Genomic DNA, 22,249 nt, shown 5'->3' on the forward strand with positions numbered 1-22,249 from the left:
GTGTCCGGTGGGCCGATAACTACTTTTTTTGTGACTTTTTCGCCTGTTTGTCTATGCTTAGTGGGTGGTCGCAACTGGTCACACCTCATACCACTAGCTTCAGCAAGGAGTTCCAATGGGCAAAACCGTCGTGAAAATAGGCAGCTTCGAGGTTGATGACGCGCATTTAACGTCAGCATCTGAACACGCCGAAGGGAAAAGCACCCTGGCGATCCCCTGTAAATCAGACCCCGACCTGTGCATGCAACTGGACGGTTGGGACGAGCACACCAGTATTCCGGCCATGCTGGATGGCCAGCAGTCGCTGCTGTACAAACAGCATTACGATCGACATGCGGATGCCTGGGTGATGCGGCTGGAGTAGAGAGATTCAGGAGAAAGGACGCGCCGTGTTCCCATTGGGCACGGCACGTTGTTTTATGCGATGACGATACCGCGCCCGGCAAAGAAACGGCCGAAATCTGCCAGTGACATTGTCACCTTCTGACGGCTGGCGAGGCTATCACCGGAAGGATTATGAAAGGTGACACTATGCCGATCCGCAGCGAACACCAGCACCAGATGCCCACCCCGCGCTGGCGGCTGTATCGCTGGTTGCCGGATACTCGGATGCACCGAGGCGATAAAATAGCGGTGTTGCTCCAATAGCGGCGGCAACTGATGTTCATCGAGATTGACTCGCACCTCTGCCGTTAGCGCAAACTGTTCACGCACAAACTTCACAAAGGGCGCATAAATCAGCCCCTTGATCCGTTCTCCGTCACGCACATAGGCCCCGTAAGGCAAGCTGCGGCGTGCCAGCTCCAGCAATGGCGGTGCCGTACCGTCCCGGTGCGTCAGCACCATTTTCAGACAGGCCATACCGCACACGTGGTTGGCCCACTCGACATATTCCGCCGGACTAGCCGCCCCGCTCTGCACCCAGTTGGCATCATCCGCCAACGTAGCACGCCCGGCAATCAGATTGGCAGCCAGCTCTGGCGTCGCCCATTGACACACGTAGGGCACTTCAGGCAGTGACATCACTCAGAACTTTTCGATAACCTTGAAATGCATCAACACCAACGTCATATCCGGTGAGAACAGTTCATACTCTTCAAAGAAGCGTTTGTGCTCTTTGCGCCAGTAATCCAGCGAGCGATCGCCTTCACCTTCCGCCAAGGCATGAGCCGCATCCACCTGTTCATAGGTGCTCATATCCACTTTCGTCAGCTCAATGGCGCACACTGGCTCGTTCTTGCCGTCCACCACCACAAAGACATCGCCAGGCTGTGGGATCCCTTCGCCATCCAGATTGGAGCAGGTGGCGGTCTTGACCCCATCCAGCACCAGCTTCACCAACTCATCCGCCTGCTGTTCGGTATCACCAAACGCCCAACGTTCTACATTTTCATACTTTTCAGGAATGGCCATTGCTTTACCTTTATTGATTGAGTCACAGGTGCTCAGGCAATATTACACCGTATTCCCTCACGTCTGCATCCATCACGTTGTCGCGCAGGCTCGCAGCCCCTGCTTTTTACCTGACTTTACGGTAAAGTTCTGGGCGTATCGCAGTGCAGCATTCATACTGTGGATCAAGACGTCCTCAATGGCAGCCAACCTGCCAGGGCAGTAAAATGAACCAGGCAGAGCAAGATCCCGATGACACCCTCAGTGATTTACTGAAAATCATCACCTTTATAGCCATCACCCTTATCGCTCTGGGTAGTTGGTATCTCTGCGTCTAAAGGAAAATAAGGAACCCCGAATTGCCAACCAAGCGTATGCGTACCAAACACTGGAAAATGTTTGTGATCCTGGTGCTGATCTGTCTGGCCCTGCTGTTATTGCGCTGGGCGGCTATCGTCTTCGGTTAATCCTGCATTTTGTTAGCCGCCTCTCCCGCTCGGGTAGGAGGCGCTTTGGCCACTGGCTCAAACAGCTCTCGCAAATAGGCCATCCGGGCTTCCCCCTGCGGTAGCCACCAACGGCACCAGCGATTGTTCACTTCGGCATGTCGGCTAAGTTGATAATAAGCCGCTAATTGTTCGACCAGTTTCATGGTTGCGCCCCTCTCGTTGAATTGACCAATCCAGTATTGAATATAAAAACCAGAAGAAACACTGATGGGATAATTTTTATACTTCCGGTTTTATTTTCTCTATGGCCTGACGGGTAGCGCTACCGGTTGGCAACTGCTACATTGAGCAAAAATCACCCAGCCGAGGTTAGCGATGAAGTTCTCGGAACAGGAGATCAAACCAGTATGGGATGAGGTTGCCCGATTGATTGGCGACAGCGTGATGCAGTTACGTCATCGCGGCGAGGAATTGTCGGTGGGGAGCCTTTCCAGGCAGTTGGCGCAGCATCTGGCGGAAAGTCACGATATTGAGCAGCGCATCCTGATCGCTGCGGCGATCAACATGCTGAAAGAGGGAAAGTGAATCGCCAACCGAAGTGGTTGGCGATCCTGTAAGAGCCCAAGGTATGCAAGCCCGGCCTCTCTAGATGCTATCTTCTCACGTCAGCCTTGGCTGAGTAATCGGAATAGTCCAGATTGGTGACAAAGAATACGCGGACGCGGCCTACAGCGCCCCTACAACAGCGTGGCAGGCACGATATCTGCCCATAAGACCTGAGCATCATTGCCCTGAGCCACCAGCCGCAGCGGACCATCCCCTGGTAGCCACCAGCATCCCTGGCGTGCGCCCAGCAAGCTTCCATCCGGCAACTGCCATTCCCCTCGCAACACATACAACACTCCGGCATGTTGTAACGACAGCCCGATGGTCTCAGCAATGCGTTGCACCTGCGCCTGGTAGTGGCCACGCCGCGTCATGATGTTGAAATCCTGGCTGCTGCCGCCTAATAATCTGGCCTCTAGCGCCACATCCCCAGAGAAGGCAAACGGCTCACCGATGCGCTGCAGCTGGTGATCGATCAGTCCTTCGCTGTACAAATGTACGCCATCGCCTTCTAGCAAAGTGATGGAACGGTCAATACCGTTAAAGGCCGAGAAAGGCCCGTCCTGCGCGATGGTAGCAATGCTGGCGCGCCAGCCGAATTCGGCGTTACCCGGCGGTTGGCAGGTAATTTCACGGGTTTCTCCTCCGCCATTACGCCATGGGCTGACCGGCAGTTCGGCAAAATCGAAACGGTTCAGTTTCATCATGCCTCCTGTTGGAACGTTTTCAGTACCTGTAGGAACTCAGCGCTGCTTTGCTGTTGTAACGCGTGACGCCCCTGCTCAATCACCTGCCGACCAGCAACAAATACGTCGCGGATTTGCTCTTTGCCCCCGGCAAACAACCAGCGGTTGAGGATAGATGCATCAGGCGCAGATGCCAGATACGGGTCGTCACCATCCAACACCAGCCAGTCCGCACGATAGCCTACCGCCAGCTTGCCAATTGCCGTACCACAGGCCTGAGCACCGCCCCGTAATGCCTGTTGATAAAGCACGTCGGCTACGGCGGGTTGCTCCGGCGTGGTCAGGCGGTTACGGCGTTGATCGCGCAGCCGCTGCCCATACTCAAACCAACGTAACTCTTCCACCACGTTTAGGGAAACGTGGCTGTCCGAACCGATCCCCCAGCGCCCCTGGTGATGCAGGTAACTGTCGCCTGGGAAAATGCCGTCACCGAGATTGGCCTCGGTGGTCGGGCATAATCCGGCTACCGCTTTGCTGCGAGCCAGTTGCTCAAGCTCTTCACGATCCAGATGAGTGGCATGCACCAGACACCAGCGGCTATCCACCGGCAAATGTTCATACAGCCAGGCCACCGGGCGTTGACCGCTCCAGGCCAGGCAGTCGTTAACCTCTTTTTGCTGCTCGGCGATATGAATATGTACCGGCAACGCCTGGTCAGATGCCGCCAGGATCTGCTGCATCTGCCCCAGTTCAACCGCCCGCAGCGAATGGAAACATAATCCCTGATTCTGCAATGGCTGACCTGCCAGTTGGCGAGCTATCACCTGTTGCTGTTCGAGGTAGCTCTCTGCACTCTGAATGAAGCGCCGTTGTCCCACTTGCGCAGGCTGGGCACCAAACCCGGCGTAACTGTAGAGCACCGGCAATAGGGTCATGCCAATGCCAGCCTGAAGCGCGGCCTCGCTGAGGCGCCCGGTCATCTCGCCCCGGTCGGCATAGGCTTTTCCTTCCGGTGTGTGATGCAGATAATGGAACTCGGCAACCTGGGTGTAGCCGCCCTTGAGCATTTCGATATACAGTTGACGGGCGATAACACCAACCTGCTCCGGGGTTAATCGCTGAACCAGGCGATACATCAGATCGCGCCAGGTCCAGAAGCTATCTTGTGGGTTGCCCGCTACCTCTGCCAGCCCGGCCATCGCGCGCTGGAAGGCATGAGAGTGCAGGTTCGGCATGCCCGGCACCACGTCACCGTGCAGCCGCAGACAACCGTCAGGGTCGGCATTGGGGGTCACTTGGACCAATTGACCGTGAGCATCAACTTCGAGCCGTACGTTATGGGCCCAACCGGTCGGAAGCAGTGCGCGAGAGGCAAAATAAGCAGGCATAGCAGTATTCCAAAGTAGGTGTAACGGCTAAGAACGCACGACTGTCACGCCGCGCAGGTAAAAAATTTGTAAACCAGTTTCATTCATCTGGTGAACGGACGCTTACTTGTATATACATATACATATCTTCAACATCAACAGTAAACTGGTGTTATTATTTTTTTATTTGACGAGGTTAACGTCGTGGTAGATCAACAGACCGTGTTGCAGTTGGCTGCAGCAATGAGCGAGACCCCCGCCCCGATCTATCAACGGGTCAAACAGGCCATCGTAAGCCAAATCCGTGCGGGTCACTGGCAGCCGCACCAACGCGTCCCCTCGGAAAGTGAACTGGTCAGCGAGCTGGGCGTCAGCCGCATGACCATCAACCGGGCCTTGCGTGAATTGACCAGCGAGGGCTTTTTGATCCGCATGCAGGGTGTAGGCACCTTCGTGGCCGAGGCCAAGGCACACACCGCGTTGCTGGAAGTGCATAATATCGCCGACGAGATCGCCGCCCGTGGGCACCGCCACAGCAGTAAAATTTTGCAGTTGACCGCCCGCCCGGCCAGCGCAGAGGAAGCGACGGCATTGGGGATCCTGCCGGGTCAGCAGTTGTTCTACTCGCAGATTGTGCATTATGAAAATGACGTGCCGGTGCAGGTGGAAGATCGCTGCGTCAACCCGCTGGCGGCCCCGGATTATATGAAGCAGGATTTCGATCGGGTCACGCCCTATATTTACCTGACCCAATCCGCCCCGTTGACCGCAGGTGAACATATTGTCGAAGCCGTCGTGCCAACCAAGCAAGAGCGCGAACTGCTGCAATTGGAAGACCACGAACCGGGCCTGCTGATCCATCGGCGCACCTGGTCTGGCAAAATGGTGGTAACCTCCGCCCGCCTGCTCTATCCAGGCAGCCGCTATCAACTGTTTGGCCGTTTTACCAATCAGGTTTGAGTTAGACCAAACGTGTTACCAATGGGGCGCAGCATGCGCCCCATTGGTTGGGTCCAGTGACGCTAATCCCTGCCTTTTTCGCGTTTCATCACATCTTGGTAACAAATTTTTATCCCCTCTCTTGTCGCAGACCGGCGAATGCGCTAGGTTGTTTTTAATTGTATATACAACCATGTGGGAGCGGGAACACCATGACGTCTGAGATCCACTGCGACAGCCTGTGGCACGGGGCCGATATCGTCACCATGCGTGACGGCAAGTATCACATCATCAGCAACGGCGCGATCGCCGTACGCGCAGGCAAGATTGTCTGGATGGGTGAACAGGCCGCCATGCCTGCCTTGGCCGCGACCAAAACGGTGAAGCTTGACGGTGGCATCATCACCCCCGGCCTGGTGGATTGCCACACGCACCTGGTGTTTGGCGGCAACCGCAGTGGTGAGTTTGAACAACGTTTGAACGGGGTAAGCTACGCAGAAATTGCTGCTCAGGGCGGGGGCATTATCTCCACGGTCAAGGCCACGCGCGATGCACAAGAAGAGTTGTTGCTGGAACAAGCACTGTTCCGCCTGCGGCCATTGCTGGCTGAGGGTGTCACCTGCGTAGAAATCAAATCCGGCTATGGCTTAACGCTAGCAAGCGAGTTGAAAATGCTACGTGTCGCGCGTCGTCTGGCAGAAAAATTGCCAGTCGAAGTGAAAACTACCTGCCTGGCCGCTCATGCCCTGCCACCGGAATATGCCGGACGCAGCGACGACTATATTGACCTGGTGTGCAATACCATCATCCCTGAAGCCGCAGCAGCTGGCCTGGCAGATGCAGTGGATGCGTTTTGCGAACACTTGGCCTTTTCCCCTGAGCAGGTTGAGAGAGTTTTCGCGTCCGCTGAGCTTGCTGGCCTGCCGATAAAACTGCACGCGGAGCAGCTTTCAGCGCTCGGCGGTAGCGCATTGGCGGCACGGCATCATGCCCTTTCCGCCGATCACCTGGAATATGCCACCGAACAAGATGCCATAGCGATGGCGGCAGCCGGAACCGTGGCGGTGCTGTTGCCAGGTGCCTACTACCTGTTACGTGAAACGCAGTGCCCACCGGTTGAGCTGTTCCGCAAGCACGGCGTAGCGATGGCTATTGCCAGCGATGCCAACCCTGGCACCTCACCCGCGCTATCGCTGCGTCTGATGATTAATATGGCTTGCACCCTGTTCCGTCTTACGCCGGAAGAAGCGCTGGCAGGCGTAACGCTGCATGCCGCCAAGGCTTTGGGCCTGCAGGAAACCCACGGCTCGCTGGAAGTGGGCAAAGTGGCCGATTTTGTTCACTGGCCGCTGGCACGCCCGGCAGAGCTGGCTTACTGGTTGGGCGGTCAACTGCCCTGCACGGTGATTTTCCGAGGAGAAGTCCGTTAATGATTTGCGATCCTTTCGAGTTCCAGAGCGGCCAACTGCCGCTGTTGATCAGTATTCCCCATGCCGGTACCCGCTTGACGCCAGCGGTTGAGAAAGGGCTGACCGATGAGGCCCGCCCCCTGCAAGACACCGACTGGCATATCCCACGGCTGTACGATTTTGCCCGTGCCATGGGTGCCAGCATTCTGGTGGGTAACTATTCGCGCCTGGTGATTGACCTCAACCGCCCAGCAGATGACAAACCGCTCTATACCACTGCCACCACCGGTCTGTTTCCTGATGTGTTGTTCGATGGTCGCCCCAGTTTTCTACCGGACGCCGCCCCTTCTGACCAAGAACGGGCCGGATATCTGCAAAACATCTGGCAGCCCTACCATCAGCAACTACAGAATGAGCTGACACGGCTAACAGCCCAACACGGTTACGCTTTACTGTTTGACGCCCACTCGATCGCCTCTGTGATACCACGCCTGTTCGACGGTAAGCTACCCGATCTCAACCTCGGCACTAACGGTGGTGAAAGCTGCCCTGCTTCACTGAGTGACAGGCTGGTCACCTGTTGTCAGCAACAACAACAGTTCAGCCACGTGCTGAACGGGCGCTTTAAAGGGGGCTACATTACCCGTGCCTATGGTCAACCGCAGGAACACCAGCACGCGGTACAGTTGGAGTTAGCGCAAGTGAACTATATGTCCGAGCAGACATTCGAATTTGATGCCGTCCGTGCTGCACCTTTACAACGCCTGTTGCAGCAGATGATAGAAAGCATGCTGGCCTGGGGCGAACAACAACGCTAATCCGCCACAACTCCGGTGCCGCTATTGCGCCGGAGTTGACCTTGCCCTCACCATTATCCCCTCCTGTCTTTCACGCCCTTCCATGATGATTTGAGCACTGCATCCCAATTTTGATGGAAAGGTTGCCCACTGGTCTGAACAGCGCACAAAACAGCGGCCCGTGACTTTTTCCTTGCGCCACAATTGGGCCTCTTTCATCCCATGCCAACCCGTTGCAAGCCAGAGATCAGGGATTGAAAGACCACCCTTGCCATACCCGCCATCCACTTCTTTATCCTGGCTGCGGTAGACACTCGTGTGTAGTCGGCCACGGCGATGTGTGGCGTTCGTTATCTCAGGAGGAAACTATGTCTGACACCCCGCTAAACTGGCGCGCCGCACAGGCAGCCGCCGCTCAACTGTTGGCAGGCTGGCAAACCGCAGGCCAACCCGGTGGGGCTATCACCCTGTTTGATACTGATACGACCCAGGCGGTGGTATGTGCAGGGCTGGCCGATCTGGCACGGCGCGATCCTTTCACTACCGATACCGTGGTGCGCTATGCCTCGATCACCAAACATATTTTTGCCGCGCTGGCGCTCAATGCCACCGACAACGCCCTGCGGCTTGACGATCGCCTTGGCAGTCTACTGCCAGAATTGCAGGGACAACTGGCGGAGGTGACGGTAGGACAGGCTTTGGACATGACCAGCGGGCTACCCGATATTCGGCAAACGCTGGGGCTGCTTGGCGTCTCGAGCAACACCGTCAGTGAAGCCCAACCGGTGATGGAGTTTATCCATGGTTTAACCCGGCTCAACTACCCCGCAGGCAGTGAGATCACCTACACCAATACCGGTTACCGTCTGGTAGAGGCAGCATTGAAGACGAAAGGCTACGCTTTTGATGCTCTGGTTCAGCAGCATCTGGCCCGCCCTCTGGACGTGCAGCTACAAGCTCCCGAAGGCTGGTTTGATGTGGTGCCTGGGCTGGCTCCGGGCTATTGGCACTCGGCCAAAGGTTGGCAGCAAACCAGTGCTGGTTTGCATCTCTCCGCCTCTGGCAGCCTGACGGGGAGCGCCAACGCCCTCACCCGCTGGTTGCAATGCCTGCTGGCCAATAGCGGCCCTGGCAAAGGGGTTCTGACGCAGCTAAGTGCCCCACGTAAGCTCAGCCAGGGCCAAATCAGCCATTACGGACTAGGGCTGGCACAAACGCCGCTTGGCAGCCAGACTTTGCTGGGCCATGGCGGTTCTCATGCAGGCTACAAGACCTATTTTCTGCTGGCGCCGGACCGGCAAGCCGGTGCCCTGCTGGTCGCCAACCGTGAAGATTGTGACAGCTTTGCCATTATTTTACAGGTGATGGCGGCGCTGCTGAATGAACCGCTGCCCCAACGCAGCACAGCGATCCCAGATGGCATCTACGCCACCCGGGCGGAACCATACTGGTTGGAGGTTAAAGGGGGCAACGTGGCTTATCTGGGCACCAACGAACCACTGTATCAAAGTGGAGATGGTTATGCGGTATCCCTCTCGGCCCATCAGCCAATGCGCCTTAAGTGGACGGGTGAAGCCGTAGAAGGTGAAGTTGGCCACGTTGCACGCCGCTTTCTGCCGGTGGCTAGTGAAACGGCTTGCCTAAAACAGGTTCAAGGGCACTGGTATCATCCACAATACCGCACCGCGTTCGAAATTTGCGGCAACCAGATCCACATCGGGGTCGGCCCCGCAGCGCAAACCGGCACCCTGAGTTCGCTGGGGGATGGGCGGATATTGGTTGAAAGCAACGATGGGCCCAGCCTGAATCGGTTTTGTCTGTATTTCCGCGGTTACCAGGTCGATCTGATCGCCAGCCGTAGCCGGGTACTTACTTTCAAAAAGAGCATCAGCGCCCACGCGTAAAGGTTCACCGTGCTATAGAGGGGAGCCGCATGCTGAGCCCGCCTAGCCCCCTTTGCCTCATCAGCAGGTCACTGCCCGACATATCATTCACACCAGCTATTAAAAAAATGGATCGTGGTCATCAGACAAAAAATTGTTTACGCGCAAAACTACTCATGATAACCGAGTAAATGCCGTAAATTTTTCTTGCGACGAAATAAGCCATCCAGTAATTTTAGTGGGCCACAAAAATGAGTAAACCAGCTCTTTTTCGTTGCACCTCAAAACCCATCTTATGTCATCGATAAATGATAGTACTCAATTTCCCGCCGTCCCGTGCGGGAATTCTTTTACTACTTTTTACTATAGTAACGCCGCTTTTTAGCGTTTTTTGTTGCTGTTTTGTTGCAAATAATTTACCTTTAGGCCTTGAAAACCTCAACCACTCAGCTTGGCAAAACCGCTATTTCTGGGCGTTTAGGAGTTATATCCATGCACATGACGCTGATGGAGTACATCCAGCTGCACTTCAATGGTGATATTTATCGCTATGCACAATTTGAAGGTGTCAGCCGTGAGCAAATCCTCAAGTGGATCGATAATGAGTGCTACGTTATCAAGGGCAAATTGGTTATGCCGGTTAAACATTTACCCGCAGAAAATTACCTGAAATAATGATAAAAAAACCCCGCCAGTGCGGGGTTTCCTGTTTCTGATACCACGGAAAATCAGAAGTTATAACCGGCAACCAGGTAGTAACCCCAGCCGGTGGACTTGATTGGCCCCTGCGGCGTACCGATATCCACCCCATCATTCCATTGACCACCGTTATGGAAGTAACGTGCCACGAAGGAGTAATGCCAGTGATCGTAGTTCAGCGCTAAAATGTGGCTGGAGGCGATAGAGTTGCTGGTACGCGCCTGGCGGCCATCCACTACGAAGTTGTCGCTGCCCAGATCGGAGTCAAAGTCAAAGTTGGTGAAACCGATATAGCTCAGGTTGCCACCCCACATTTCGGTCAACGGCACAAAGTATTTCACCTTGAAGCGATAGCCGTCCCAGCTGTTCTCGTTGGATGCACCATAGTTCTGCCATTGGTATTTGGCATAAATGTTCATCGACAGGCTCATCGGCAGACCGGTATCGATATCGGTGCCTAGCCCCATATACCAGGTGCTTTGACGGGAGGCGTTGTTACGCCCCATGTCGTAAATGTAGTTGTTGGCAAAATACCACTCTTTGAACGGCCCAAAGCCCAGGTTGGTGCCGGTCAGTTTGTCGATGGAGAAGCGTGGCTCGATCTCCATAAACAGCGGTGAGCCTTTATCCCAGATACCACGGTTTGGCGTGTTACCGGTGCCGAAGAACTTTGGCACGTCCACGTAGCCATAGAAATCCAGCCAGTCTTTCTTGGCAAAGGCTTCATACTCCAGATACACGTCATTGTTCAGCTGCGGCCCGAAGCGGGTATGGTAGCTGCCTACTACGTTGACACTCTGATGCCACCAGTCTGAAAGATACTGGCTGTCTTTGCTTTCTGCAGCCATGGAAGCGGGGCTGAAAGACGCGGAGAGAAGCACACCTGCTGCGAGAGCTATTTTCTTCATTTTATTACCACATGCTGAGTGGGCCATTCCCTGCCCGTTAGAATGATATGAGTCTGGCGACGCCTGCTGTAAACAAACGGTTACCTATTGCCGGTTGCCGTGCGCATTATAGAAAGCTCTCGCTGTAATAATCTGTGATCCAGTTAGGCATTTTACTATTACGTAATCGATTGCGTTCTCATTTTTTAAAATAAATTGCAGTGCAAAACATTTTTGATGTGATTTTCATCATATCGATAAATTTCAAACGACGATTTTTGGTGTCTTTGTGTTCAACACCAACTTTTAACCAGGGGTTAAAAATCGCGTAAAAAAGCCGACGCTTATGTCGGCTTAGTGGCAGGCAGGGGCAGCATACGCCCCCTTATATGGCTAACCAGTTGGTTTTTTCAGCGAGCTCCGGGCACAGCTTTGGCAATGTTCTCTTGCCGGAACACCACCTCATCACCCGTGGCAATTTCCCATTGGCTGACCGGGATATCGATTTTCGGCGAGGCCACGACTACCGAGCCATGGATCAGCTTGTCGTCACGGCGCAGGATCATCACATCCAACTGGTATTCATGCGGCAGGTTAGCGGTGGTCAGTCGGACGATATCGCCGGTGCTGAAACTGTGGCCATTAAGCGCTGGTTGCTGAATAAATTGAATATCTTTTCTCATTTCCCCGTTCCTTCTGGCAGAACACTTACCTTGAGATTAGCTCGAAATTCATTATTCTGCCGCCTGCGCAGGTAAAAAACAGGCCTCAGTTGCCGCGAGTCGCCCACCAGCAAATCAGCGATCCTAGCGTTACCATCATCACCCCCTGCCAGAAGTTGAGGGTCAGCGCGGTGCTGAGTACCACGGCGGCAAATACCGATGACAACACCGGGGTAAAGTAAGATACGGTCGCCAGCAGCGTCATATTGCCATGCAGGATCCCGACGTTCCAAGCTGCATAGCCAGCCCCCATCGCCGTCCCCACGCACAGCAACGCCACCACAACCGGCAGGCTAAAGTTCATGCCGCTTTCATTACTGAAAGGATAAATCAGCCACAGCGCCAGCGCGGTCAGGGAGATAAACAGCACCACCGCGTTTTTGCCTTGGGCGATCCTCTTGGTCACGTTGCAATAGATGGCCCAAATCACCGCACCACTGAATGCCAGCCCGTAACTCAACGGATTGCTGCGCACGTTGGCCAGCATTTGCGCCGGTGACCAACCGCCGCTGCCACTCATGATCCAGCCAATCCCAAACAGGGAAAGCAACAAACCAGGCACCACCCACCATTTGGCCTTTTGTCCATTGAACAGGATGGCCATCAACACGGTAAAGCAGGGCCAAAGATAGTTGATCATCCCCAACTCAATAGCCTGAGTGCGGTTGCTGGCAAAGCCCAACGACAGCGAGAGGCAAATCTCATACAGCACAAACAGCAGGCTGCCGAGGATCAGATAGGAACGGCGGAACTCACGCAGTTTGGGGACACCCATCACCACCAGCAGAAACAGCGTGCCTACGCTGTAGATCATCGCCGCCCCGCCGACCGGCCCCAGCCCTTCACTGACGCTGCGGATCAGGCCAACCACGCTGCTCCATAACACAATGGCCAGCAGGCCGAGCAAGGTGGCTTTATGGGAAGCAGACAACGGAGGCATTAGCGTAGGATCCAATTGGTTATTTTTGTGCGGTTTTTTACTCTACTGCCCTACTGGGGAAAAAGAAAGGGCGCAACGCTGCGCCCATACCTTTACTGCTGAGGCTGGCGCTCCAACTGCGGAGGAGGCTGGCGGAAACGACGGGTAAGATAGGCAAGATAGCCAAACCCGAGCGCCGCCCACAACAGCCCCATGGTCAAGGAACTTTTTTCCAGGTTCAGCCACAAGATCCCTACCGTCAGCGCTCCCACCAGCGGCAAAATCAGGTAATGGAAGCGGTCTTTCCAGCTCTTGTTGCGCCCTTGACGAATATAGAAGTGACTGATCACCGAAAGGTTGACGAAGGTAAAGGCCACCAGCGCGCCAAAGTTGATCAGGGCGGTCGCCGTCACCAAATCGAAGGATAATGCCGATAACGCCACCAAACCAACCAGCAGCACGTTAAGCGCTGGAGTGCGCCATTTAGGATGCACGTAACCAAAGAATTTTTCCGGGAACACATTGTCGCGCCCCATCACATACAGCAGCCTGGACACGCTGGCATGGGAAGCCAGGCCTGAAGCCAGGGTGTTGATAAAGGTGACACACAGGAAGATGGACTGGAACAGCTTGCCGCCCACATACAGCGCGATTTCCGGCAGTGCCGCATCTGGCTGTTTGAAACGCTCAAGTGTTGGGAAAAACAGCTGAATAAAGAACGATACGGCGATAAAGATCACACCGCCATAGAGTGCGGTAAGGAAGATAGCGCGTGGGATCACACGGGCGGCATCAGGCGTTTCTTCACACAGCGTAGTGACGGCGTCAAAACCCAGAAACGAAAAGCACAGGATGGTGGCGCCAGTAATGATAGGCAATAGATGAGCGTTTTCACTGATAAAAGGTTGCAGACTCCACACCTGGCCAACCCCTTCGCCATTGTGCAACCCCCGCACCACCAGGAAGATAAACACCACAATAATCGCTACCTGCGCCACTACAAACAGGGTGTTGAAGTTTGCTACCAGGCTGACGCTTTTCAGGTTGATGGCGGTGATCAGGATCACAAAGCCGACCACCCAGATCCACGGCGGGACCTCTGGGAACAGCGCCGTAAGATAGATTTTGGCCAATAGTGTATTGATCATCGGCAAAAACAGGTAATCCAGCAGCGATGACCAGCCAACCAGGAAACCCACATGCGGGTTGATAGCCTTTTGCGCGTAAGTGTAAGCCGAGCCCGAGGTCGGGAACTGGCGCACCAGCTTGCCATAGCTGATGGCGGTAAACAGCACCCCGGCCAATGCCAACAGGTAAGACGCCGGAACGTGCCCGTCCGTCACGCCAGAAACGATACCGAAGGTGTCAAACACCGTCATTGGCGTCAGATAGGCCAGGCCCATCATCACCACTTGCCACAGTTTCAATGTCTTGCGCAGTTGCGGTTTGCCCGCGCCATTATCGTCGATGGCACTTATCGTCATTGGGTTATTCCTCACCGGCGTCCTGTACGCCAAGTTGGAAGAAGTCATCACCGTCGCGCACGGCTTCGCCAGGCCACAGGTAGCCCGCGGGAATGCGCCGGCGCGCGGTAGGATCGGGCTGAGGACGTCAGGCGTTTTTCAGCATCCACTCGATTTCGGTTTCGGTGATCAGCCGCTCAAACTGCTCCAGCTCATCGGTCTTACAGGCCAGATAGACGTGGCTGAAACGTTCGCCCAGCAGCGCATTGAGCACCGGCTGATGTTCGAACTCATACAGCGCATCACTCTGGCGGATCGGGAACGGCAACCCCTCTTGCTCCAGCCCGTTGCCGGTGACTGGCTCAAGCAGCGGTAACTGAGTGTCGAGGCCGTAGACAATCCCGGCCAGAATGGTTGCCATCACCAGATATGGGTTGGCATCGGCCCCCGCCACGCGATACTCCACGCGGTGGTTGTCGCGATCGCCACAGGGAATACGTAGCGCTACGGTGCGGTTGTTATGGCCCCAGGATGCCTGGGTGGGAACATACATCCCCGCCTGGAAGCGGCGGTAAGCGTTGACGTTGGGTGCCAGCAGCGCCATCGAGGCAGGCATCAAGGCGATCATGCCAGCCAGCGCCTGCTTCAACAGCGTGGAGTCTTCACCATCCGCATCGGCAAAGACGTTGTTACCCTGCTTGTCCAGCATGCTGATATGCACATGCATACCGCTGCCCGCATGTTCCTCGTAAGGCTTGGCCATAAAGGTTGCATGCATATGGTGCTTCTCTGCCACCATGCGTATCAGCCGCTTTAACGCCAGAGCATGGTCACAGGCCTGTAACACATCATTGGTGTGATGCAGGTTAACCTCAAACTGGCCCGGTGACGCTTCCGCTACCGCGCCGTCGGCCGGCAGCCCTTGCAGGCGGGCCAGTTCGTCGATCTCGCTCAGCACGTCGGCAAAGTGGTTGAGGTTGTCCACCGAATAAACCTGGCTCTGGGTGTTACGCTCCTGGGTGCCTGGGGCGCAAGGGGGTTGCAAATAACCTTCCGGATCGCGCTGGCGATCGATGAGATAGAACTCCAACTCTACCGCTACTACGGGGAATAACCCGCGCTGACGCAAACGCTGCCACACTCGGTTCAGCACATTGCGCGGTTCAACGTCAAAGGGAGTACCATCTTCATCCAGCATGGTGAGCAGTACCTGGCCCAGATATTGCGGATCGGCCGCCGATGGCGTCAGGGTTCCGGCTACCGGTACACAAATATGGTCCGGCTCACCCAATTCCTGCCCCAACCCCGCTTCTTCCACCACGTTGCCAAGAATATCCATCGCGAACACCGAGGCCGGGAAGTAACAGCCCTTCTCCAGTTTACCCAGCCCGCTTACCGGGATGCGCTTGCCACGGAAGCTGCCGTTGAGATCGGTCAGCAGCACGTCGATATGCTGGGTTAACGGATAACGTTCCAGATACTTCTTCACTTCGCGCTGGAACGTGCTACTTCGCCTTTCTTCATTGTGTTGCACAAAGTTTTCGACTTCTACGATGTTGGTTTGCATGTTTCACCCGCCGTTGTGTTTGGTCTGTGGTTCTCACACTTACTGGCTTCGATGTTTTGACCATCTTGCTCAATATAATGTCCACCAATGAAACATAGATGCAACAAAAATGTTTTGCAAGTGTTAATTTTGGTTTGAATATTGGCCATTCGACTGCTAGATTTAGTGAATATTGAACAAAAAAGGCGATTAAACGGCTTATCGGTCATAATTTCGAACAACCTGTAGGGGATAGCATGGGCAATATATTTAACAGACCAATCGTCGGCGTCGTGATGTGCAGGTATAGGTTAAACCAGCACCTCACCCAGACCTTGCAAGAAAAGTACCTAAATGCGGTGTTAGCTGCTGGAGGATTACCGATCGCCCTGCCGCACGCGCTGGCAGAGCCGGAAATGCTGGCAGAGTTGCTACCCCACCTCGACGGCATCCTGCTGCCGGGTAGCCCCAGTAATGTGCAGCCGCACCTTTATGGTGAAAACGGCGATGAGCCTGACGCCGATCCTGGGCGCGATGAATTGAGCCTGGCGCTGATCGGCTTGGCACTGAGCAGGCGCATTCCCCTTTTCGCCATTTGCCGCGGTATGCAAGAGCTGGTGGTCGCGACTCAAGGCACGCTACACCGTCGTTTATATGAACAACCCGAGCTGCTCGAGCACCGTGAAGATCACGATCTGCCGCTGGAACAGCAATATGCCCCTGCTCATGAAGTTACCGTGCAAGACGGGGGATTGCTGGCGCAGCTGCTGCCGGATTGCCACCGATTCTGGGTGAACTCCCTGCACGGCCAAGGAGCCAGAACCCTCGGTCCCAGCGTGCGTGTTGAAGCCTATGCCGCCGACGGCCTGGTGGAAGCCCTCAGCATTCGCGATCAACCCTTTGCCTTAGGGGTGCAGTGGCATCCTGAATGGAACAGCGATGAATATGCCCTGTCCCGCCTGCTGTTTGAGGGATTTATTAACGCCTGCCAGCACTACCAAAAGGAAAAACGCCTATGAGCGACGTCAGCTTGGCACCGGGGAAACGCTTATCACAGATCCGCCAGCAGTTAGGGCTATCGCAGCGCCGGGTAGCCGAACTGTCTGGCTTGACGCACAGCGCCATCAGTACCATTGAACAGGACAAGGTCAGCCCGGCCATCAGTACGCTGCAAAAGCTGCTGACAGTGTATGGGCTGTCGCTATCGGCTTTCTTTACCGAACCGGAACAGCCGCATGAGCCGCAGATCGTGATCGATCATGACCATCTGATCGAAATCGGCAGCCAGGGAGTTTCGATGAAGCTGATCCACAACGGTGACCCTAACCGCACCCTGGCAATGATGATCGAAACCTATGATCCGGGCACCACTACCGGTGAGCGGCTCAAACATCAGGGGGAGGAGATTGGCACCCTGCTGGAAGGTGAAGTGATGCTGCAGGTCAACGGGCAAAGCTATCACCTACGGGCAGGCCAGAGCTACGCCATCAACACCGCGATCCCCCATAGTTTCAGCAACACTTCGGCGCGCATTTGCCGAATTATCAGCGCACATACGCCGACGACATTCTGATTAACGGAGCAAGGTATGGACTTCCACCACCTGGAATATTGGCAACAACGGGCACAGGCCCTGAAGATTGAAAACCGGTTGTTTATCAATGGCCGCTACCTCCCGGCAGCCGAAGGGGAAACCTTTAGCGTTCAGGATCCTGCCGGGGTTCGCGAACTGGTACAAATGGCCCGTGGCAGCCACATCGATATCGATTTGGCCGTCAAGGCGGCGCGCGAGGTGTTTGAACGCGGCGACTGGTCGCAAGCCTCCCCAGCCAAACGCAAGGCAACATTGTTCAAACTCGCTAACCTGATGGAAGAGCACAGCGAGCAATTAGCGTTGTTGGAAACGTTAGATACCGGCAAACCCATCCGCCATAGCCTGCGCGATGATATTCCAGGGGCGATCCGCTGTATCCGCTGGTATGCCGAAGCCATAGACAAGGTGTATGGCGAAATTGCCCCAACCGGCCATGATGCGCTCGCCCTGATCCAGCGGGAGCCAATCGGCGTGGTGGGTGCCATCGTGCCGTGGAACTTTCCGCTGCTGTTAGCCTGCTGGAAGTTAGGCCCGGCGCTGGCGGCCGGGAACAGCGTAGTGCTGAAACCCTCGGAAAAATCACCGCTTACGGCGGTTTATCTTGGCGCTTTGGCACAGCAGGCAGGATTACCGGATGGCGTCCTGAACATTATTCCTGGTTTCGGCCACGATGCTGGCAAAGCGTTGGCACTGCATAACGACGTGGATGCTCTCGCCTTTACCGGCTCTACCCAGGTAGCCAAGCAGTTGATGAAGTACGCCGGTGAATCCAACATGAAACGCGTGTGGCTGGAGGCCGGTGGCAAGAGTGCCAACATTATCTTCGCCGACTGCCCAGACCTGGATAAGGCGGCGCAGGGAGCGGCGGCCGGGATCTTCTATAACCAGGGGCAGGTGTGCATTGCCGGTACGCGGCTGCTGGTAGAGGAAAGTATTCAGCAGGCCTTTTTACAGGCATTGCAACGCCATGCAGCGGTCTTCGCACCGGGCAACCCGCTCGATCCGCAAACGCTCATGGGTACGCTGATCGACCAACAACACTGTGAAAAAGTCACCAGCTATATCGAACAGGGTTTGAGCCAGGGGGCCTCGCTGTTCCTTGATGGACGTGCCCATGCGCAAGGCGATCATCACGGCTATCTCGGCCCCACCATTCTCACCCAGGTGGATAACGCGATGCACGTCGCACGGGACGAGATTTTTGGCCCTGTCTTGGCCGTCACGACCTTCAACGGTGAGCAACAGGCACTCACATTGGCCAACGACAGCGAATACGGGCTTGGCGCTGCCGTCTGGACCCGCGATTTGTCACGGGCACACCGCATGGCCCGCCAGTTGAAAGCAGGCACCGTGTTCGTCAACAACTATAACGATGGCGATATGACCGTACCGTTCGGCGGCTACAAGCAAAGCGGTAACGGCCGTGATAAGTCGCTGCATGCGCTGGATAAATTTACCGAACTGAAAACCACCTGGATTTCACTGGAATAAGGATTTGATGATGACTGAACACGTAAAAAGCTACTATGCGGCAACGGCCAATGACCATCAGCCTTATCCGCAGTTGAATGAATCGATCGACTGTGACGTCTGTATCGTGGGGGGCGGCTATACCGGCCTGTCATCGGCGCTGTTTCTGGTTGAAGCCGGTTATAACGTAGTGGTGCTGGAGTCTGCCCGCATCGGCTTTGGTGCTAGCGGCCGCAACGGTGGCCAACTGGTCAACTCCTACAGCCGCGACATCGACGTGATCGAAAGCCGTTACGGTGCAGAAAGCGCCAAGCTGCTTGGTAGCATGATGTTTGAAGGCGCAGAGATTATCCGCAGCCGTATCAAGCGCTATGCCATTGACTGTGACTATCGCCCCGGCGGGATCTTCGCCGCGCTGAACAATAAACAGTACCACGCGCTGATCGAACAAAAACAGCACTGGGAACGTTACGGCAATACGCAACTCGAACTGCTGGATGCCGACCGTATCCGCCAGGAGGTCAGCAGTGATCGTTACGTTGGCGCGTTACTCGATCACAGCGGCGGCCATATCCATCCACTCAACCTGGCGTTGGGCGAGGCCGAGGCCATTCGCCTGCAAGGAGGACGGATCTTCGAACAGTCCGCAGTCACCAATATCCGTCACGGAGAGCCAGCGTTGGTCAGCACCGCCAACGGCCAAGTCACTGCTCGTTACGTGATCGTAGCCGGAAATGCCTATCTGGGCGATAAACTGGAGCCAAGGTTGGCCAAACGCAGTATGCCGTGCGGGACTCAAGTGGTCACCACCGAGCCCTTGGCTCCAGAAGTGGCAGCCTCACTGATCCCGCAAAACTATTGCGTGGAAGATTGCAATTACCTGCTGGATTATTACCGTTTAACCGGCGATAACCGGCTGCTGTACGGCGGTGGCGTGGTCTATGGCGCCCGCGATCCGGATGATATCGATAACCTGATCCGCCCTAAGCTGCTGAAAACTTTCCCGCAGCTAAAAGGCGTACGCATTGATTACCGCTGGACAGGTAATTTCTTGCTGACGCTATCGCGCATGCCGCAGTTTGGCCGGTTGGAAAACAATGTCTACTACATGCAGGGCTACAGCGGGCACGGCGTGACTTGCACTCATCTGGCAGGCAAGCTGATAGCAGAGCTGATGCGTGGCGATGCAGAGCGTTTTGACGCCTTTGCCAAACTGCCACACCTGCCATTCTTTGGCGGCCGTAACCTGCAAATCCCCTTCACCGCCATAGGCGCTGCCTACTACACCCTGCGCGATCGAATTGGGGTTTAATTCAACGCCACCTCTGCACAAATCTGCTACTTAAGTTGATACATTTTTCTAACTAGGCTGATTCTTACAGGTCGGACTAGTTAGAGCCTTTGTTTAGCAAAATTATCAGTAAGTTAGCGATCTTAATTTTTATTAAATAGCGTTTAATATTTTACAGGGCATTTACTTAATATTAATAACTACCGTGATAAATTAGAGCGGATTTTAAACTGAAATTTGCTGATTCCACTATATTTTATATTGTTTCTTTCTTGCTCTACCGCCAAAAAAACAATATTATGAGACTTAGGATTAACGTTAATTAAGTTAATTATACTGTCTGACATGGAGTGAATCAGCATGACAAAGCCCCAATATCTCATCGAAGGAGATGTCCTTTTCTGCCCGAATAGCGTCGGTTTTTATCATCAGGAACTTCAAGAAGAAATCGTCACCATTTCCTCATCTGCAGCTCGACTTTTCTCCTTTCTTATTAAAAATAAAGGAGAAATTATTGAGAGAGAAGTGCTTCTGCAAAGAGTGTGGGATGATTACGGTCTACAGGCCAGCAATAATAATCTCAACCAATGCCTGAGCACGCTACGGCGGATCATCAAGAGCATGGGGATTGATAAAAACATCATAGAAACCATACCAAAAGTAGGGTTAAGAATAGCCAATGACGTCGCCATTGAAGAGATCGCAATTAATCAGGGTGAACCTGAATTGCCCTGTAAAAACAAAAAGAATTTTCTGAGCAAAGTTAAAATCACTTACGTTTTAATTGCGCTGGTGATTATATTAACGGTGACTACCGTGGTGCATATATTTCACATCTATCAGCACTACTACCAATCAGATGCGAACTATACCGCTATGAGGTGGAACAATGCGGCCTGCGAGTTATCTGCAGATCCGTCAGTAGGTAATATGCCTAAGCTTTCCTCTTTTGCTAACACAGGCAGTCACCTATTAAAAAGGGAGCTGGTTAGCTCCCTGAAACTGTAGTCATTTTCGCCAAGTAGCGGCGCAGCATGCTGCGCCCGCTGATTCAACCGACCGGCTCTAGCTCACATCGCTACGCCGATAAAGCGCAACACCTACGGCCAACACGCCAAGCATGCCGGCACAGCTACGGTTCACCCAGCGCATCACGTTCGCCGAGAATTTACGCATCGCATGGCGGCCGCCGTAAGCGTAGATCGTCATCATCACGCAGTCGATCATTGCGCTGACCAAAGCCAGGATCAGGTATTGCATGGCGATCGGCTTTTCTGGCTGAATAAACTGCGGCAGAAAGGCCGAGAAAAACAGCAGGCCCTTAGGGTTGGACAAACCGACCATCAGGGAGCGCAGGAATGCCGTTTTCCCGGTCGCCGCGGCGGCGCTAGCGCTTACCGCCAAAGCTTTTACCGGCGCTCGCCACAGCACCCAGGCCAGGTAGACCAGATATAACGCACCGCCCCACTTCACTACGGCAAACAACTGCTCAGAGGCCTGCAACAACGCCCCTAGTCCGCAACCGACAGCGCCGATCAGCAACAGATCGGCCAATACCGCCCCCAGGAAACCGTAACTGGCAATACGCATACCGTGGATTGCACCATTGTTTAGTGCCAACAGCATGGAAGGGCCAGGCGTTACCATCACCGCACTGACGGCAATCACGTAAAGCAAAAGCGTAGTTAACTCCATCAACAACTCCGGATAAATGTAAAACTCTCTGCGCCGCTGCATCGCAATACGACAACATCGCTATGGGTGGGGAATATAGGGGATCAGCCCAATGTGATTCAAGTCACATTCTGTTTGGGAGGGGGTAATGGAGCAAGAAATCACCCCAAAAGGCATAAATTCAACAAAAAATAACCAGCATGCGGACTTATTGCTCACAAATAACGAACAAATTCACAAAACGTATGAATAAAGCCAAATGCATACAAATTAATTAACTATAATGTTGCAATAATGCAGCAATTTATTGATGAACTCTCGTCTCAAAAAACATATAGTAATAGCAGATTAGTTATCAACGATTTCCCTGGTGTTGTTGTGTTTGCCCCTCATTTTTTGCGGGGCTTTTTTCTTCCCCCTCGCCCCTTCTCCCCACTTGTTACTCCCTTTTTAGCG

24 protein-coding genes are annotated in these 22,249 nt (G+C 54.3%); 13 read left to right on the forward strand and 11 right to left on the reverse strand.

Annotation, left to right across the window (positions count from 1 at the left end):
* Positions 1 to 115: 115 nt before the first annotated feature.
* Positions 116 to 364, forward strand: a complete 249-nt coding sequence (locus tag N6G83_RS15840; RefSeq protein WP_211134913.1) for a DUF1480 family protein — start codon at positions 116 to 118, stop codon at positions 362 to 364.
* A gap of 53 nt (positions 365 to 417) precedes the next feature.
* Here N6G83_RS15840 and N6G83_RS15845 read toward each other — a convergent pair whose 3' ends face one another.
* Positions 418 to 1,023, reverse strand: a complete 606-nt coding sequence (locus N6G83_RS15845; RefSeq protein WP_211134912.1) for a hypothetical protein — start codon at positions 1,021 to 1,023, stop codon at positions 418 to 420.
* A 3-nt stretch (positions 1,024 to 1,026) separates the two neighbouring features.
* Positions 1,027 to 1,413 carry an ASCH domain-containing protein gene (locus N6G83_RS15850; protein WP_021804633.1) on the reverse strand — a complete coding sequence of 129 codons (387 nt, stop codon included), beginning with the start codon at positions 1,411 to 1,413 and terminating at the stop codon, positions 1,027 to 1,029.
* 338 nt (positions 1,414 to 1,751) lie between these two features.
* Between N6G83_RS15850 and yniD the strand changes: the two genes are divergently transcribed.
* On the forward strand, positions 1,752 to 1,859 hold the full coding sequence (gene yniD, locus N6G83_RS15855) for a small membrane protein YniD (protein ID WP_223499378.1): 108 nt from the start codon (positions 1,752 to 1,754) through the stop codon (positions 1,857 to 1,859).
* Here the strand turns inward: yniD and N6G83_RS15860 are convergent.
* On the reverse strand, positions 1,856 to 2,044 hold the full coding sequence (locus tag N6G83_RS15860) for a hypothetical protein (RefSeq protein WP_074030945.1): 189 nt from the start codon (positions 2,042 to 2,044) through the stop codon (positions 1,856 to 1,858). The two genes, yniD and N6G83_RS15860, sit on opposite strands and share 4 nt — an antisense overlap.
* A 172-nt stretch (positions 2,045 to 2,216) precedes the next feature.
* Between N6G83_RS15860 and N6G83_RS15865 the strand changes: the two genes are divergently transcribed.
* On the forward strand, positions 2,217 to 2,426 hold the full coding sequence (locus N6G83_RS15865) for a hypothetical protein (protein WP_024529976.1): 210 nt from the start codon (positions 2,217 to 2,219) through the stop codon (positions 2,424 to 2,426).
* 152 nt (positions 2,427 to 2,578) lie between these two features.
* Here N6G83_RS15865 and N6G83_RS15870 read toward each other — a convergent pair whose 3' ends face one another.
* Both N6G83_RS15870 and N6G83_RS15875 read right to left on the reverse strand, forming a co-directional pair.
* The gene (locus N6G83_RS15870; protein ID WP_024529975.1) at positions 2,579 to 3,151 is read right to left on the reverse strand and encodes a HutD family protein; all 573 of its coding nucleotides are present in this window, start codon (positions 3,149 to 3,151) and stop codon (positions 2,579 to 2,581) included.
* Positions 3,151 to 4,521 carry a formimidoylglutamate deiminase gene (locus tag N6G83_RS15875; RefSeq protein ID WP_211134911.1) on the reverse strand — a complete coding sequence of 457 codons (1,371 nt, stop codon included), beginning with the start codon at positions 4,519 to 4,521 and terminating at the stop codon, positions 3,151 to 3,153. The genes N6G83_RS15870 and N6G83_RS15875 overlap by 1 nt, the downstream gene beginning before the upstream one ends.
* Before the next feature lie 183 nt (positions 4,522 to 4,704).
* Here N6G83_RS15875 and hutC point away from each other — a divergent pair, with 183 nt between their 5' ends.
* The 5 genes from hutC (at position 4,705) to N6G83_RS15900 (ending at position 10,203) form a co-directional block, all read left to right on the forward strand.
* On the forward strand, positions 4,705 to 5,460 hold the full coding sequence (hutC, locus tag N6G83_RS15880) for a histidine utilization repressor (protein WP_074030943.1): 756 nt from the start codon (positions 4,705 to 4,707) through the stop codon (positions 5,458 to 5,460).
* A gap of 191 nt (positions 5,461 to 5,651) precedes the next feature.
* Positions 5,652 to 6,869, forward strand: a complete 1,218-nt coding sequence (hutI, locus tag N6G83_RS15885; protein WP_211134910.1) for an imidazolonepropionase — start codon at positions 5,652 to 5,654, stop codon at positions 6,867 to 6,869.
* Positions 6,869 to 7,666 carry an N-formylglutamate deformylase gene (gene hutG, locus N6G83_RS15890; RefSeq protein WP_211134909.1) on the forward strand — a complete coding sequence of 266 codons (798 nt, stop codon included), beginning with the start codon at positions 6,869 to 6,871 and terminating at the stop codon, positions 7,664 to 7,666. Before hutI ends, hutG begins: the two co-directional genes overlap by 1 nt.
* Positions 7,667 to 8,013: 347 nt before the next feature.
* A complete protein-coding gene (locus N6G83_RS15895; RefSeq protein WP_211134908.1) occupies positions 8,014 to 9,549 on the forward strand; it encodes a serine hydrolase in 1,536 nt (511 codons plus the stop codon).
* Between the two features lie 471 nt (positions 9,550 to 10,020).
* Positions 10,021 to 10,203 (forward strand): hypothetical protein, encoded by a 183-nt coding sequence (locus N6G83_RS15900; protein ID WP_074030937.1) that lies wholly within the window; start codon positions 10,021 to 10,023, stop codon positions 10,201 to 10,203.
* A 53-nt stretch (positions 10,204 to 10,256) separates the two neighbouring features.
* Here N6G83_RS15900 and N6G83_RS15905 read toward each other — a convergent pair whose 3' ends face one another.
* The 5 genes from N6G83_RS15905 to N6G83_RS15925 form a co-directional block, all read right to left on the reverse strand.
* Complete coding sequence (locus N6G83_RS15905; protein ID WP_024529967.1) at positions 10,257 to 11,135, reverse strand: nucleoside-specific channel-forming protein Tsx; 879 nt, start codon at positions 11,133 to 11,135, stop codon at positions 10,257 to 10,259.
* A gap of 389 nt (positions 11,136 to 11,524) precedes the next feature.
* Positions 11,525 to 11,797 carry a hypothetical protein gene (locus N6G83_RS15910; RefSeq protein ID WP_024529966.1) on the reverse strand — a complete coding sequence of 91 codons (273 nt, stop codon included), beginning with the start codon at positions 11,795 to 11,797 and terminating at the stop codon, positions 11,525 to 11,527.
* An 85-nt stretch (positions 11,798 to 11,882) separates the two neighbouring features.
* Positions 11,883 to 12,776, reverse strand: a complete 894-nt coding sequence (yddG, locus tag N6G83_RS15915) for an aromatic amino acid DMT transporter YddG (RefSeq protein WP_211134907.1) — start codon at positions 12,774 to 12,776, stop codon at positions 11,883 to 11,885.
* Between the two features lie 92 nt (positions 12,777 to 12,868).
* Entirely contained in the window at positions 12,869 to 14,239 is a 1,371-nt protein-coding gene (locus N6G83_RS15920) for an APC family permease (protein WP_074030934.1), read from the reverse strand.
* 127 nt (positions 14,240 to 14,366) lie between these two features.
* The gene (locus N6G83_RS15925; RefSeq protein WP_024529963.1) at positions 14,367 to 15,785 is read right to left on the reverse strand and encodes a glutamine synthetase family protein; all 1,419 of its coding nucleotides are present in this window, start codon (positions 15,783 to 15,785) and stop codon (positions 14,367 to 14,369) included.
* Between the two features lie 236 nt (positions 15,786 to 16,021).
* Here N6G83_RS15925 and puuD point away from each other — a divergent pair, with 236 nt between their 5' ends.
* The 5 genes from puuD to N6G83_RS15950 all read left to right on the forward strand — a co-directional run bounded on the left by puuD (position 16,022) and on the right by N6G83_RS15950 (position 21,127).
* Positions 16,022 to 16,783 (forward strand): gamma-glutamyl-gamma-aminobutyrate hydrolase, encoded by a 762-nt coding sequence (gene puuD, locus N6G83_RS15930; RefSeq protein ID WP_211134906.1) that lies wholly within the window; start codon positions 16,022 to 16,024, stop codon positions 16,781 to 16,783.
* Positions 16,780 to 17,337: an HTH-type transcriptional regulator PuuR gene (gene puuR / locus N6G83_RS15935; protein WP_024529961.1), complete on the forward strand. Its 558-nt coding sequence runs from the start codon at positions 16,780 to 16,782 to the stop codon at positions 17,335 to 17,337. The genes puuD and puuR overlap by 4 nt, the downstream gene beginning before the upstream one ends.
* A gap of 15 nt (positions 17,338 to 17,352) precedes the next feature.
* Positions 17,353 to 18,849, forward strand: a complete 1,497-nt coding sequence (gene puuC, locus N6G83_RS15940) for an aldehyde dehydrogenase PuuC (RefSeq protein ID WP_211134905.1) — start codon at positions 17,353 to 17,355, stop codon at positions 18,847 to 18,849.
* Between the two features lie 10 nt (positions 18,850 to 18,859).
* Positions 18,860 to 20,140 (forward strand): NAD(P)/FAD-dependent oxidoreductase, encoded by a 1,281-nt coding sequence (locus tag N6G83_RS15945; protein ID WP_024529959.1) that lies wholly within the window; start codon positions 18,860 to 18,862, stop codon positions 20,138 to 20,140.
* Between the two features lie 339 nt (positions 20,141 to 20,479).
* Entirely contained in the window at positions 20,480 to 21,127 is a 648-nt protein-coding gene (locus N6G83_RS15950) for a transcriptional regulator (RefSeq protein ID WP_211134904.1), read from the forward strand.
* Between the two features lie 57 nt (positions 21,128 to 21,184).
* Here the strand turns inward: N6G83_RS15950 and N6G83_RS15955 are convergent, their stop codons facing one another.
* Positions 21,185 to 21,814, reverse strand: a complete 630-nt coding sequence (locus N6G83_RS15955; RefSeq protein WP_024487014.1) for a LysE family translocator — start codon at positions 21,812 to 21,814, stop codon at positions 21,185 to 21,187.
* Positions 21,815 to 22,249: the final 435 nt, after the last annotated feature.

It is taken from the genome of Serratia sp. PL7, assembly GCF_945957435.1.